General features: G+C 40.7%; 13 protein-coding genes. 5 read left to right on the top strand and 8 right to left on the bottom strand.

All coding sequences use genetic code 11. The annotated features are described in order from the left end of the window. Positions 1–58: 58 nt before the first annotated feature. The gene (gene mgtE, locus ACIQXQ_RS04870) at positions 59–1,420 is read right to left on the bottom strand and encodes a magnesium transporter (protein WP_402868540.1); all 1,362 of its coding nucleotides are present in this window, start codon (positions 1,418–1,420) and stop codon (positions 59–61) included. A 120-nt stretch (positions 1,421–1,540) separates the two neighbouring features. Here mgtE and prpE point away from each other — a divergent pair, with 120 nt between their 5' ends. Next, complete coding sequence (prpE, locus tag ACIQXQ_RS04865) at positions 1,541–2,284, top strand: bis(5'-nucleosyl)-tetraphosphatase PrpE (RefSeq protein ID WP_402955894.1); 744 nt, start codon at positions 1,541–1,543, stop codon at positions 2,282–2,284. 53 nt (positions 2,285–2,337) lie between these two features. Here the strand turns inward: prpE and ACIQXQ_RS04860 are convergent, their stop codons facing one another. From ACIQXQ_RS04860 to yjbM, 3 genes are read right to left on the bottom strand one after another with little or no spacing between them, the layout of a single operon-like run. Continuing rightward, positions 2,338–3,237, bottom strand: coding sequence for an RluA family pseudouridine synthase (locus tag ACIQXQ_RS04860; RefSeq protein WP_402955892.1), 900 nt, complete (start codon positions 3,235–3,237; stop codon positions 2,338–2,340). Positions 3,238–3,254: 17 nt separating this feature from the next. Next, positions 3,255–4,049: an NAD kinase gene (locus tag ACIQXQ_RS04855; protein WP_402867802.1), complete on the bottom strand. Its 795-nt coding sequence runs from the start codon at positions 4,047–4,049 to the stop codon at positions 3,255–3,257. 51 nt (positions 4,050–4,100) lie between these two features. Beyond that, positions 4,101–4,721, bottom strand: coding sequence for a GTP diphosphokinase (yjbM, locus tag ACIQXQ_RS04850; RefSeq protein WP_402867801.1), 621 nt, complete (start codon positions 4,719–4,721; stop codon positions 4,101–4,103). Positions 4,722–5,036: 315 nt separating this feature from the next. Between yjbM and ACIQXQ_RS04845 the strand changes: the two genes are divergently transcribed. The 4 genes from ACIQXQ_RS04845 to ACIQXQ_RS04830 all read left to right on the top strand — a co-directional run bounded on the left by ACIQXQ_RS04845 (position 5,037) and on the right by ACIQXQ_RS04830 (position 7,809). Continuing rightward, positions 5,037–5,615: a CYTH domain-containing protein gene (locus ACIQXQ_RS04845; protein ID WP_402867800.1), complete on the top strand. Its 579-nt coding sequence runs from the start codon at positions 5,037–5,039 to the stop codon at positions 5,613–5,615. 24 nt (positions 5,616–5,639) lie between these two features. Further along, positions 5,640–6,302 (top strand): lytic transglycosylase domain-containing protein, encoded by a 663-nt coding sequence (locus ACIQXQ_RS04840; protein WP_402955889.1) that lies wholly within the window; start codon positions 5,640–5,642, stop codon positions 6,300–6,302. Positions 6,303–6,511: 209 nt separating this feature from the next. After that, complete coding sequence (locus ACIQXQ_RS04835) at positions 6,512–6,916, top strand: globin domain-containing protein (RefSeq protein WP_402867799.1); 405 nt, start codon at positions 6,512–6,514, stop codon at positions 6,914–6,916. Continuing rightward, positions 6,913–7,809, top strand: a complete 897-nt coding sequence (locus tag ACIQXQ_RS04830) for a ClpXP adapter SpxH family protein (protein ID WP_402955886.1) — start codon at positions 6,913–6,915, stop codon at positions 7,807–7,809. Before ACIQXQ_RS04835 ends, ACIQXQ_RS04830 begins: the two co-directional genes overlap by 4 nt. 1,308 nt (positions 7,810–9,117) lie before the next feature. Here the strand turns inward: ACIQXQ_RS04830 and pepF are convergent. The 4 genes from pepF to mecA all read right to left on the bottom strand — a co-directional run bounded on the left by pepF (position 9,118) and on the right by mecA (position 14,709). After that, positions 9,118–10,935 (bottom strand): oligoendopeptidase F, encoded by a 1,818-nt coding sequence (pepF, locus tag ACIQXQ_RS04825; protein WP_402955883.1) that lies wholly within the window; start codon positions 10,933–10,935, stop codon positions 9,118–9,120. A 185-nt stretch (positions 10,936–11,120) separates the two neighbouring features. Further along, positions 11,121–12,332: a competence protein CoiA gene (locus ACIQXQ_RS04820; RefSeq protein ID WP_402955880.1), complete on the bottom strand. Its 1,212-nt coding sequence runs from the start codon at positions 12,330–12,332 to the stop codon at positions 11,121–11,123. A gap of 91 nt (positions 12,333–12,423) precedes the next feature. Continuing rightward, entirely contained in the window at positions 12,424–13,929 is a 1,506-nt protein-coding gene (gene cls, locus ACIQXQ_RS04815; RefSeq protein WP_402955877.1) for a cardiolipin synthase, read from the bottom strand. A 111-nt stretch (positions 13,930–14,040) separates the two neighbouring features. After that, positions 14,041–14,709: an adaptor protein MecA gene (mecA, locus tag ACIQXQ_RS04810; RefSeq protein WP_402955874.1), complete on the bottom strand. Its 669-nt coding sequence runs from the start codon at positions 14,707–14,709 to the stop codon at positions 14,041–14,043. Between the last annotated feature and the right edge of the window lie 46 nt (positions 14,710–14,755).

Genomic DNA, 14,755 nt, shown 5'->3' with positions numbered 1-14,755 from the left:
AAAGAAAAATACCGTTTTCTAACCTACTGAAAATGTAAGCGAAAGTCGAATCCTTCGCTTACAATAAATACCCCATCAATAAAGTGGCCAATCCGAAATAGATGAGAATACTGATGATATCATTAATGGTTGTAATGAAAGGACCAGATGCAACGGCAGGGTCAATTTTCATTTTATGCATGAGCAACGGGACCAACGATCCGGCTAGCGTCGCCACAATCAAGGTAATGAAGATCGAAATGCCGACCAATAACCCTAACATGAAATCGTGTTTCCAAAAGTAGACAATACCCGTTATAACGATTCCACAAGTCAAACCGGTAATAAACCCCGTCCCAGCCTCTCGGATGATCAGTTTCCATTTACTTTCCTCTTCCAAATCACCTGTCGCAATTCCTCGAATCGCGACAGCAAGAGCCTGTGTCCCCGTATTTCCGGCCATCCCGCCAATCAAGGGGATGAAAACGGCAAGGATGGCTTTTTGGCTAAGCGTCTCTTCAAACCTCCCGATCAGACTCGCAGTCAATAAACCTAGAAATAAAAGGATGACCAACCACGGCAATCGCTTTTTCGCAGCTGAAAAAGCACTTTTATCTACATGGTCAAGGTCGGATACACCTGCTAATTTGGAGTAATCATCCGATGCTTCTTCGTCCATGACATCAATGATATCATCGACGGTTATAATCCCTAATAGATGGTTCTGAAAATCCACAACCGGCACGGCTAGAAAATTATAATCCCTAATTTTACGCGCCACTTCTTCCTGGTCCTCTGAGACAGGGACGGAAACGACCCGTTCATCCATCAAATCACCAATCAAAGCATCTTCATCCGCAATGATTAATGTCCGCAGTGATAACACGCCAAGTAACTTTTTATCTTGGTCCGTAACAAACACATAATAAATCGTCTCTGCTTGCGGGGCTTCCCGTTTTAAAATCTGCATGGCCGAACGCGCCGTTTCGTTTGCTTCAATTGCAATGAACTCGGTGGTCATTATACTTCCGGCAGTCGACTCTTCATAATGCAGCAGTTCTTGAATCTCACTAGCCGCTTCATCATCCATGATCGTCAAATAGCTAACGGCTTGCTCATCGTTGATTTCGTTCAGGACATCGGCCGCATCATCTGCGTACATATGGGAAAGCATATCGGCTGCATAGGAAGGATCCATTTCAGCTAGAAGGTTTTCGTATTCTTCTTCATCTATTTCTATATTTTCAAAAAGGTCCGCCATTTCTTCCGGTGATAAGTAGCGATACAATACTGGCCGGTACTCTTCCTTTAAACTCGTATAAAATTGGGCCTGATCATAAGGATGCATATCAAGGAACTCTATACGGAACTGATCCAGATTTTCATGTTTAAGTGCGTTAACCAAAAGGTCTCTATTCTGTTTATTAATTTCTCTTTCCATCTTCTCTTCCAAGGTTACACCTCCCAAACATTTTTTTATTTTGTACTTAATATATTATTTTTTGAAATAATACTATACTAATACCATAAATATAAATAAAACAAACAAAGGACGTGTAGTATGAAGATTGATATCATCGGAGACATACACGGTTGCTTCACTGAATTTAAGGAATTGACGTTGAATATGGGCTATGGCTGGGAAAGCGGAATTCCAGTCCATCCCCACGGGAGAATATTAGGATTTGTGGGTGATTTGACTGACCGTGGTCCTGAATCACTCCGTGTTATTGAAGTCGTTTACGAATTGGTCATCAACAAAAAAATTGCGCTTTATGCACCAGGAAATCACTGTAATAAACTGTATCGGTATTTTTCAGGAAATAAGGTACAGGTATCTCACGGACTGGAGACAACTGTAGCGGAGTACCAGGCGTTGAATAACCGTGAACAGAAGAAAATCCGTAAACAGTTCATGGATTTATATGAACAATCTCCCCTATATCAATTAATCGATGAAGGCCGTTTAATTATAGCTCATGCAGGCATCCGTCACGATTTAATCGGTCAATATGGCAGCACGGTAAAAACCTTTGTCCTTTATGGCGATATCAATGGGGCCAAGCATCCTGACGGTTCCCCTGTCAGAAGGGACTGGGCCCAATCCTATAAAGGGAAAGCGTGGATTGTGTATGGCCATACTCCCGTTCCTGAAGCCATCTGTGTCAATCGCACCTACAACATTGATACCGGGTGCGTTTTTGGTGGGAAGCTCACTGCCCTTCGCTACCCGGAAATGGAATTGCAGAGCGTTCCCTCTTCTTTACCCTATGTAGCAGATAAATTCAGGTCCTCTTCTAAATAACCAAAAAAACTCGCCGGTTTTGGTGAGTTTTTTTGGGTTTGAGTTTTTTCATACTAATTCTTTTCTAGAAGAACCAACATATCCAGGGGTAGGTTTTCCTGAAACTTCAATACCTTTTTTGTAAAGGGATGCAGGAACTTCAATTCATAGCAATGAAGAGCCTGACGGTCAATCCTATCCCTGTGGCCGCCATACAGATCATCGCCTGCAAGCGGGTGTCCAATATGGGCCATGTGCACCCTTATTTGATGTGTCCTGCCTGTCAGAAGTTCCAGCTTAAGGAACGTATGATCTTCTGTGTGGGCTTGTACTTCAAAGAGTGTACAAGCATAACGGCCGTCTTCCCGTACTTCACGTTCAATAATACTTGTCGATTTCCGACCGATGGGTACCTCTACTTTTCCAACGGGGCCCTCGATTTGACCCTCAGCTACCGCTTGATAGCGCCGTTTAACTTGCCCCAACTTTTGCTGTTCACTTAAAAGATGGTGGATATGCCTATGCTTCGCAATCAAGACCAATCCCGAGGTATCGCGGTCAAGTCTAGTAACGATATGGATCGTTGCCTGTATATCCCTCTTTTTATAGTAACCAGCTAATCCATTTGCAAGGCTCCCATTCGGATGTTCACGGGAAGGGATGGTGTTCATGGATTGAGGCTTGACTACGACTAATACATAATCGTCTTCATAACGGATTTGAAGGGGAATATCTTCAGGTAATAGCCCCTCGCTTCCCTCTTCCGGTGGAAAAATGACGGTGATGCCATCACCAGTTTTTATGCGCTCCCTCACTGTCACCTCAAGACCATTGACCATGATGGAACCGCCTTTAAATTTAATATCCGTTAATGCCCGTTTTGAGATATCGCATTTGCCGAGAAAGTCTCTCAATAAAGAGCCAGAATCCTCTTCAGAAACCGCCCAACTTAAAGAAAATTTTTGATTAGACATGAGGTAATATAATCTCCTTAATTGGCAATGAATGAATCATGGACCCTTTTCCAGAAAGGAAACGGCCGGAATCTTGCAAAACGGATCTTTTCATCCGCCACCCGACATTGAATGGATTTCACATCTTCTTGTAGTAGAGTCAGATGATCAATCGTGATTTGAAAATTGACAGCATTGACTGGCCTGAACATGCACGTATGATGCGCAGGCAGTAAAAGTGGAGATCCAACCGTCCTGAACACCCGGTTATTAATCGACGCCAATTCCGTTATTTGAATTGCATCTATCGAAGGGTGGACGATGGCCCCTCCCAGCGCTTTATTATAAGCGGTGCTTCCAGAAGGAGTGGCAATGCATAGTCCATCCCCACGGAATGTTTCGAAGTGCTGACCACGTATCTCTACATCCATGACCAATGTCCCTTCGACGCTTTTGACCGTTGATTCATTTAATGATAAGAATCTTGCTTCCCGTCCACCATGCTGATAGCGCACAATCGTTTCCAACAGAGGATATTCGACGACTTGAAAAGGAGTCTTTGCTAAAGCAATCACTAGTTTCTCTATTTCATCGGGAGTCCAATCCGCATAAAATCCGAGGTGCCCCGTATGCACACCGACAAAGGCCGTCTTATCGAGCCGATTCTTATATCGATGAAAAGCATATAACAGCGTACCATCACCGCCGACCGAAATGACGATATCCGGCTGATCTTCATCATATTCCAATTGAAAGTCTTGGAGATACGTCCTCATCCTTTGCATTAACGTATTAGATTTTGCATCTCCCTTTGAAGTAATCGCAAATTTCATACAATACCACCTAACTCTGTTTGAATTCTTCCGTCTTTATCTTTACCACTTTCAGGAATCCTTTTTCCTTGAAAAAAGACGCTGTGCCTCCTGTATTTCAGTACGGATTTGTGACATTTCCGCATCAAGCAGGAACGCAGCCTCTGCAGCACGTTTCAATCGTAATTGGATATCTTCGGGGAAAGCCCCTTGATATTTATAATTTAAAGAGTGTTCAATGGTTGCCCAAAAGTTCATAGCCAAGGTTCTGATTTGAATCTCGGCCAATATGTTTTTCTCACCATGAATGGTCTGGACAGGATAGCGAATGACAACATGATAGGAACGGTAGCCACTTGCTTTTTTATGGGAAATATAATTTCTTTCCTCTACAATCTCAAAATCATTCCGGCTCCTCAGGAGTCCTACGACCTGTTCAATATCATCGACGAACTGACACATCATCCTAAGTCCGGCGATATCTTGTATCTCAGCCCCAAACTTATCGATGGGAATACCCTTCTGACTAGCCTTGTTCAAGATGCTGTCAATCGGCTTCACCCTACCCGTTACGAACTCTATGGGAGAATGAATATTCTCTCTCTCAAATTGTTTTCTTAAGCCTTTTAATTTAACTTTTAATTCCTCAACGGCCTGTATATAAGGCGCTAAGAAATCGTCCCAACTTTCCATTGCCACACCACCCACTTCTTTCGAAACGCCTGTTCAAATCTGGTATGGGCAGAACGATTCGAATCATCTGTATGAGTTCCTCCAGCAGTTCTTACCACTGCTTCTCCCCAAGGATATGTATAGTGAAAAATATGTATAATTTTGATGTTGCTGTATACTGAACTAATTTATATGCTCAATGTTTATATTTTATCATATTCGGCAATTGATTCCTAAATATTCAAGTATGATAATGAAAAAATATTCATTCGATTTGACAGCTCGAATGGTTCTTATATGATTAAACTAAAATAACAGCTTGGAGAGGGATAAACCATGGATCAACATATCGAAATTGAATTTAAGAACCTTTTGAATGAAAAAGAATTCAAACAGCTTTTGGACCATTTTCAAGTACATTCATCAACCTTCAAAACTCAGCAAAATCACTATTTTGATACAGCAAAATTTCAATTGAAAGGTCAGAACTCAGCCCTCCGTATACGGGAGAAAAATGGCCAGTATGAGTTAACCTTGAAGCAACCCGCAAGCGAGGGTCTATTGGAAACCAATCAAGCGATCACGAAGGATATCGCAAATTCCTTCTTAAAAGAAGGAATTTTCCCTGAAGGCCCTGTCCATGACCTGATTATAGAAAACAATCTAATTCCAGAGGATTTCACATGTTTTGGCACTTTACAAACGGACCGTTCAGAATTCCCATTCCAGGGAGGTTTGCTTGTTTTAGATCATAGCTCATATTTGGGACATGAGGATTATGAGCTCGAATATGAAGTGACGGATCGGGCCGATGGGCAAAAAAAGTTTTTTAAACTTCTAGAATCACTTCAAATTCCGGTACGGAAAACCGAAAATAAAGTAAAGAGATTCTATCGGGCGAAATTCAGTGATTAAATCCGACCAAAAATAGATATGGAGGTGGTACATTTGAAAGTTCAGGACTTTAGGACATTGATGGATTTGCAAGCCATACAACAATTCTCGACAGGCACTATCACGAATACATCCTCGTCGCGATCAATGTTTCAGGAAATGCTGACGGGACTCATGTCAAGCGATACTTTGGAAAACACATCGCAATCATTGGGGTCCCTTCTGTCTAACGTAGAAACTGAGGCAAAGTCCATCCTTCAATCCAACACGATACATTCACTCAACAACCCGTTGACAACCGCTCTCCCAGAAAAAAAGACAAGCGAGACGGTCACGAACTTTGATGATATGATCAGCGAGGCCGCGACTCTATATAACCTTCCGGAAAAATTGATTAAGTCAGTGATTAAACAGGAATCCAATTTTAACCCATCAGCGACAAGCTACGCTGGGGCAGCAGGGCTCATGCAGTTGATGCCTGCGACCGCAAGAAGTCTGGGAGTAGAAGACATAACCGATCCCAGGCAAAATATCATGGGTGGGAGTAAATACTTAAGCCAGATGCTCTCCCGTTATAACGGGGATGTCCAAATGGCCCTTGCAGCCTATAATGCCGGACCGGGTAACGTCGATAAATACAACGGCATACCGCCTTTTTCCGAAACTCAAAATTATGTTCAGAAAGTGTTCAATAACTTTATGAGCTGAAATCATTAGCCGACCCTTCTTCTGGGTCGGCTATTTTTATCGTTGATATCTTTTCGAAAACAGCTTGAACAACTGCAAAATTCCCCTCCTCCATTTGTGAAAAAACATTATGGGGAAGTATTATTGAAGCTAGATATTTGTTATATGAGTAAGCGATTGTTAAAATATGATTAAATATCAAACATCTTTCTTTTAAAGGAGTAATCAACATGACGAAAGAGAACCCTACACCATATGAATTAATTGGAGAGGGACAATTACACAAGTTAATTGATGCATTTTACTCCAACGTTAGTCAACATCCGGAACTGAAACCGATTTTTCCTGACGATTTATCAGAGACAGTCCGTAAACAAAAACAATTCATGACGCAATATTTAGGGGGGCCTTCCTTATACACCTCGGAACACGGTCACCCTATGTTGCGGGCTCGACATATACCTTTTGAAATTACACCAGATCGTGCAAAAGCATGGCTTTCCTGCATGTATCACGCTATGGACGAAATTGGTCTTGAAGGTGAAATTCGCGAATTTTTCTACCATCGCCTCTATTTGACAGCACAGCATATGATCAATACATCCGGTATAGACGGGAAAGGAGAAGACAGTTGAGCACACAAAAACCAGTTTTCAATATTTCCGATTGGATAAAAACACAACATTGTTATGATGTAGGAAAGAAACCATTAGAAATCTATGTTTTTGTTGATCCACTTTGCCCTGAATGCTGGGGCCTTGAACCAATCATAAGAAAATTGCAGGTGGAATATGGCCAGTTATTCAGCCTACGTCATGTTTTAAGTGGAAAGATTAATTCACTAAATATCGGCAATCATAAAAACTTCGAAAACATCGCCCAAGTTTGGGAAAAGACAGCCAGCCGTTCTGGAATGTCTTGTGATGGAAGCTTATGGACCGAAAATCCCATTTCCTCTCCCTACGCTGCATCCATAGCCATTAAAGCGGCCGAATTACAGGGTAGAAAACTAGCCATTCGTTTCTTAAGGCAGCTTCAAGAATACGTTTTCATTGGAAAAAAGGATATTTCCAATATCAAGGTACTGACCGAATGTGCTCAAAGCGTAGGGTTGGATGTAGAAGAATTTCTTCATGACATGAACTCCTCCAGTGCATCCAAAGGCTTTCAATGTGACTTGAAAATCACAAGTGAAATGGAGGTCACTGAAATTCCTTCACTCGTATTCTTCAATCAAAATATTGAGGAAGAAGGAATTAAGGTTTCTGGGGTATATTCCTATGAGGTATACGTTCAGATATTGAGGGACATCTTAAATGGTCTCCCAGACCCAGCTGAGCCACCTTCTCTCGAGGAGTTTATACGTTGTTTTAAACTAGTTGCCACCAAAGAAATTGAAACGGTCTATAATATGAGTAAAAGTACCGTGGAGCTGGAAATGAAAAAGCTCGTTTTAAAACAAGTGGCAGAAAAAATACCTGCTAAGTACGGAACATTTTGGAGGTACACCGAAAAGCCGACGAAATGACGGTCTTATCGAACGCCCCCTCTCATCTACACAAAAAGCCCGGCAAATTGGGGAATTTGCCGGGCTTTGTCTTTTTATTCATATATTTGAACAAAAGGGGATGGGAAATTTACACGATCAAACAAAGGGGTATAAGTTTAGATGTGATTCACTTCATTTAGTACTATAACAGATTTCCCATCATTTCATCAACTGATTTGTGCATAAGTTCACAATATGTTCACTTTTTCTTTTATGAATTCGGAAGAAATAGCTTCTTCCTCCATTTAAATACAAGAAAACCGGTGAATTGGGGAATTCACCGGTTTTCTGTATATTTATACGAACAAAGGGGATGGAGAAATTTCACGATCAAACAAAGGGGTATAAGTTTGGTGTGATTACTTCATGTTAGTAATATAGCAGATAGCTAGACCATATTTCAATCACTTTGTGCATAATTTCACATTTTGTTCACTTTTTTTCCGTCGGTCTTTCATCCACCATTTTCCAAATTACCGAATGAAGTTATCCAACAACAAGAAAACCCGGTAAATTGGGGAATTTACCGGGTTTTCTTATCTATTAATACGAACAATAGGGGATGGGAGAAATCTTCACGATCAAACAAAGGGGTATAAGTTTAGATGTGAATTACTTCATGTCAGTAATATACCAGGTGAGCGACCCACTTTCAACTACTTTGTGTCTTATTTCACAAATTGTTCACAAGTGAATAATTCAAATTTTTCGAGAATGAATCTCGTTTCATTCTATAGCCAAGTTCATTTTCTTTTATTTTTCCTTACTCACTTTTCTAGAGTTTGATAAATAGATAAAAGCCCGGCAAATCGCGAAATTTGCCGGGCTTTTATCTATTTATACGAATAAGGGGATGGGAGAAATTTCACGAATCAACAAAGGGGTATAAGTTGGATGTGATAACTTCTATATCTGTACTATATCAGATTTCATCTAAACAGTGCAAGTAGATTGTGCTTCATTTCACATTATTGTCATATTCTCCGAATAACCTCTTTCTTCAAAACATATTATTTAAAGAAAGTGTACCGACATCTTTCCATTCCATTTAGCGGAGGTGCTAGTTTTGAGAAGTACGATTTTACTTATCCTCCTGATCAGCTCCTTATTCATCCAACTACTTGGAATCATGCAGCTCATTCCTTTGTATGTCACTTCCCCCATCTTGTTTTTTGTTTTTTTCATTATTCTTCATAGCTTCAATCAGAGAAATCGATTTAAAGGTCTATAGCAACATACATAAAAGAGCCAACCGACTTTTCTTTAGGCGGTTGGCTCTTTTGCCATTTATTTTGTTAAAAGCTGTTCCAATTCATTTAACTTTTCTTCGAATACGTTCAACGCTTCTTGTACAGGCTCAGCCTTCGTCATGTCGACGCCCGCCTTTTTTAATACCTCAATCGGATAATCTGAACTTCCTGATTTCAAGAATTCCAAATATCGTTTGACAGCTGGTTCTCCTTCTGTGAGAATCTGTTTACTTAGAGCAGTAGCTGCACTAATTCCTGTCGCATATTGATAAACATAGTAATTATAGTAGAAGTGTGGAATACGTGCCCATTCAAGACCGATTTCCTCATCAATCACTACATTCTCTCCAAAATATTTCTTGTTAAGTTCATAATATTCCTTTGTCAACATATCAGCGGTTAACGCTTCCCCATTCTGTGCCTTTTTATGGATGGTATGTTCGAACTCGGCAAACATCGTTTGACGGAACAGTGTACCACGGAAGCCTTCTAAGTAATGATTTAATAAATAGATACGTTTCTTTTCATCATCTATCGTATTCAGCAAGTAATCGTTCAACAGGTTTTCGTTACAAGTAGAAGCAACCTCCGCTACAAAAATCGAATAATTCCCATAAGGATACGGTTGGTGTTTACGGGTATAGTAGCTATGAACCGAATGACCAAATTCATGAACAAGGGTGAATAGGTTATTCACGTTATTCTGCCAATTCATTAAAATATACGGATTGGTTCCATATGTTCCAGAGGAATAGGCCCCGCTTCTTTTCCCTACATTCTCTTGTACATCCACCCAGCGATTCTCAAACCCTTCCTTTAAGACATTTATATAGTCTTCTCCAAGTGGGGCAAGTCCTTTAAGTACATATTCCTTCGCCTCATCATACGTCACTTCCATCTTCACTTCTTTTACGAGCGGAGCGAATAAATCATACATATGAAGCTCGTCTAACTCGAGAACCTTTTTGCGTAAGTCGAGATAACGATGTAACAATGGCAAATTGTCATTGACCGTTTGAACGAGGTTATCGTATACACTTTCTGGAATATTATTATTACTTAATGCCGCCTGGCGCGCGGATTCATATTTACGTACTGTTGCGTTGAAGTTATGATTCTTCACTTCACCTGATAAGGTAGAAGCAAATGTATTACGGAACTCTCCATACTTGCTGTATATGCCTTTAAATGCGTCTTGACGGACACGGCGGTCTTCGCTCTCAAGGAAACGAATATACCTTCCATGAGTGATTTCCACTTCATTGCCCTCTTCATCTTTAATAACGGGGAACTTCAAATCCGCATTATTCAACATGCTGAAGATATTGCCGGAATTATCGAGTACTTCGGAGGCCTGAGCCAGTAATGACTCCTGTTCTGCATTTAAAATATGCGGTCTCTGTAGGTTGATTTCCTCCAAAGAATGTTTATATAACTTTAGTTCTTCTTTTTCCTCCAAAAATTCCTGGACTTTGTTTTCATCAATGCTTAACAGTTCTGGAACGATATATGAGAAGGCTGCGGCAGCCTGAGCATACAGTGCCTTCGCCCTGTCTTCCATTCCTTGATAAAAGGGATTCGTTGTATCCTGGTCGTTACGCATATGTGAATACGCATACACTTTACCCATCTTTTCAAATACTTCATCTTGGAATTGAAGTGCCGCAAATAGCTTTTCAGCGCTTTCACCCAATGTTCCTTTATATGCTTCCGCTTTCAACAGCTGTTCTTTTACATCTTTGAAGGCTGCTTCCCAATCTTCCTCCGTCGCATATATATCCTCAAGTCTCCATGTATCTTCAGCCGGAATCTCACTTCTTGAAGGTAATGTGTTCACTTTAGTTTCCTGTGTCATAATAAATTCCTCTCCATTCTAATAAAACTTACCCTTATTACCCTTATCTTTACCAGGGCATGTACGACTTATTTACTTCCTGAGCCATTTGCATTTCCCATGCAAAACGATACTTCTCTTACTCCATACTATTCTGCGTTCACCATCATAATCCTGCTACAACCCAGTCAAAAGGAATAGAGTGGTTATAACTCATTATAATGGATATATGCCTTTTCTATCATAATCTTGCTCTGTTGATAGAAAATTCTTTCTAAAGCCTCACTTTGATCACTTGTAATCGGCACAGTAAACGGAGTGGTAACCGTAAAGATTCCTTCTTTCCACTCTTTTAAATATCCCAGCTTTTCTAATAACTGAATATACTTTCTTACAGGGTTTCCCACATCTTTCTCCTTGATAAGTGGTAAAGGGCGCTGCCTGATATTCCCCAGCTTGATTCGTCTATTGAAATGACCGAGCACTTCATTCATTTCAATTTTTTCCCCGATTTTTTTCTTTTGAAACACATCCATGTATAGCCAAGCTTGCCATTCGATTGCCGGTGTCTCGATTAGGTGCATGCCTTGAATTGGAACACCGATTTCTATGGGAATCGTTGCAGGAGAAAGGTGATGGGTATAGAGGCCATAAAAGAAAGGATCACTCCTTTTTGCTGTTCTTACCCGGTGGAGGCACCAGCTTTTCCGTTTCTTTCTCCAAGCCATCAAAAAAGGAAAGGCATTACAATATCGAGGTGTCATTTGATTGGGGGATAGAAGATTTAAAGGGGCGGTGGTCAGTTCTGCCAAAACGCTTCTTTTTGAGAAAGGGGTCATGTTTTTCAATGCGGATAGTTGATGAGATTCAGGACAATACATCCACAGAAATGGATGCTGATAGGTACCACTGACAAATAGCCACTGAAAGGCAGATAGGCTGAATTCATATTTACTCTTTCGTTTCAATTGCTTGGCGCCCATGATCCAAATGGGTTTGATTTTCACACTTTGATAGGCTCTTGTCCGTTCATGGAAGTCAGCCTCGGAAATGATGGAGCACTGGAATTCTATCGCGTAGCGCTGATCATCGATTGTCAGCAATATATCCGTCCTTCTCTTGATTGCGGGAATATAGGCTTCTAACTTCGCATGAAACTTATGTGATACCAACCATTGATACAGGTTTCTTTTTCCCATTAAATGATAAGTGGATTCAGGTTCCGATGAAGCATGACACGAAGTATTATTCTTGTGGGCAAAATGAGGGATTTTTATCATTCCGGCTTTGATCATCACTTCTGTTTTACAGCAGGGACAGAAATATCCTGTTGATGCCTTCATTGCCAGGAGCTGGTTTCCCGTCAGTTTTTCAGGAAGGGTGATCCATGTCCCATCCTCTTTCATTGCACTAAGCATATTTCTCCTCCCCTCCTACTATATCCATTCTCCCTTGGCCTGGAAAATTCCTTTAAAATAAAAAAAATGCCGTGATGGCATAAATGGATCATCATAGGAGCGGTGACAATAGTCTGCAAGTGGATTCCAAAACTTTCAGACCAAAGTTGCGATTGGAAAATACTTTCAACTGTATTTCCTGTGATACCTTTAGATCCTTCAAATAATCATCTACTAGCGTCTGTGTACTCTCTGTACGGTAAAGGAAGGCATTGACTTCGAAATTCAAATGAAAGCTCCTCATATCGATATTAGCGCTGCCAATTGAAGCCAATTCGTTATCCACTATGACAATCTTGCTATGCATGAAGCCCTCATTATATTGAAATATCCTGACCCCTGCTTCCAAGAGCTCAGAAAAGTACGTTCTTGAAGCATGGAATACAATCCACTTATCTGGGTTCCTCGGGACCAGTATTCGCACATCCAATCCACTCAGGCCCGCCACCTTCAATGCCTGAAAAATATCCTCATCAGGGACGAAATAGGGAGATGCAATCCAGATGGACTTTTCCGCCGAATTTATCATGCTGAAAAAAAGGTTCTTAATAACCGTCCATTCACAATCAGGACCACCGGCTATCATTTGTACGCCACCAAGGTCCTGCAAAACTGGCTGACTTGTACCAATATAGGCATCCGACAAATAGCTTTGGTTTGTACTATAGTACCAATCCTGTGAAAAGATGAGCTGTAGCGTTCGGACCGCTTCACCTTCTACCAAAAGGTGAGTATCACGCCAAGACCCGTAATTCGCATTAAGCCCCAAATATTCATCGCCAATATTAAGGCCACCGATAAAACCAATGGTCCCATCGACAATGATCATTTTTCGATGATTCCGAAAATTGAACGTACTATTTATGAAAGGAAGATGGATGGGTCCAAAGGGAACAATCTCTACGCCTGAATCCCTCATTTCATCAATATAAGGGCGGGCCAGGGACCAACATCCCACCGCATCATATAAAAAGCGTACCCGCACCCCTTCTTTTGCCTTTTGGATCAAGATATCCTTCAAAGTGCAACCACTGTCATCATCCCGTACAATATAATATTCCAAATGAATATGGTGTTTAGCTTTCCTCAGTTGCTTCAGGATACTAGCATACGTCTCTTTTCCATTTGTTAGTATTCGGGTTTTCGATGCAAACGAAATGGAACTGTTTCCAAGCTTTTCAGCGAGGGAAAATAACCTTCGATGACGCAACTTCACTCCCCGTTTTTCCCAGGTATCTACTTCCGTGCCGCGTTTAAGGAACTCATGCTTATCCAAAAAATACTTCCTACGAAACTTTCTCTCTTTTCGAAAATTCCCGCCAAACAACAAATAAAAGATGAACCCGATAACAGGAAAAGCCCCAAATGCAATGATCCATGTGATCGTTTGAATGGGATGACGATTTTCGATGAAAATATTAAATCCAATGATCACCAACGAAAGGGCCAACAACAGACTTAGATACCCCCTAACCCCCACTTCTTCCAGTAGGAGATACCATGGGCTACCTAACATGAGTACAAGTACTAGAAAACTTAAACCAACCTTCCCGTTCATTTATGACTACCTCCAATTACAAAACGCAGGTGCACGTAAAAGCTTCTGTTGAGGTGCATGACTTATCAAGGGTAAAAAAAACCGATTTCTAAGAAATCGGCCTAAAAAATATTATGCGAAATATTTATCTACTGTGGAGAGTACATCATTTTCTATGACTACTTTTCCGTATTCTTCAAGCATGTGTACCGTTATTGGGGATTCCTCGCTGTATTCCAACAATAGACTTAAGACATTATCAATTTCTTCCTCGTCAATTTCAGCTTCGGAAAATTCAATATATAGATAATATTTATTTTGATAAGCATAAAGCTTCGTTGTCCAGGTATCCAAACCAGAACGCTTGCTTAAAGAAATGACATCTTCAAAATCCTCGAATATTGTGATGAATTCAATCATCCCATCTTCAAATGTCATGGTGCTCTCTTCATCTTTACCTTCAAAGTGTTGATCAAGAAGCGTATCTACTTTGTCTGTTACACTTAACTCTTTTAACTTATCATCCGATAGAGGCAACTCAAGTTTCTGACCATCTTTGGCAAGTTGGGCTTTTGTGACCAAGACTTCCAAGCCTTTTTCCAATGCTTGAACTTGAATCCATAACGGACCTTCAATCATGAATTCCTCTTCCTGATGCACTTCATCCATCATTTCCCAAAAAAGTTCTTCACTTCTCTCACGGCTATACCAAATTTCTTCCCGGTCGAAGCCTCTTTCCTCGATATCTATATAGGATATATAAAATTTTACTGTATCATCATTAATACGTTCGATTTCCATGATTCCCCTCTCCCTTCCTTTCTCATTTTGAAGGGATAATAACCCC

Origin of the sequence: Peribacillus sp. NPDC097198 (assembly GCF_044762055.1) — a bacterium.
In the GTDB taxonomy this organism is placed as follows: Bacteria; Bacillota; Bacilli; order Bacillales; family DSM-1321; genus Peribacillus.
Note: the sequence above shows the minus strand (reverse complement) of the source record. Positions and strands in the feature narration are given on the sequence as shown.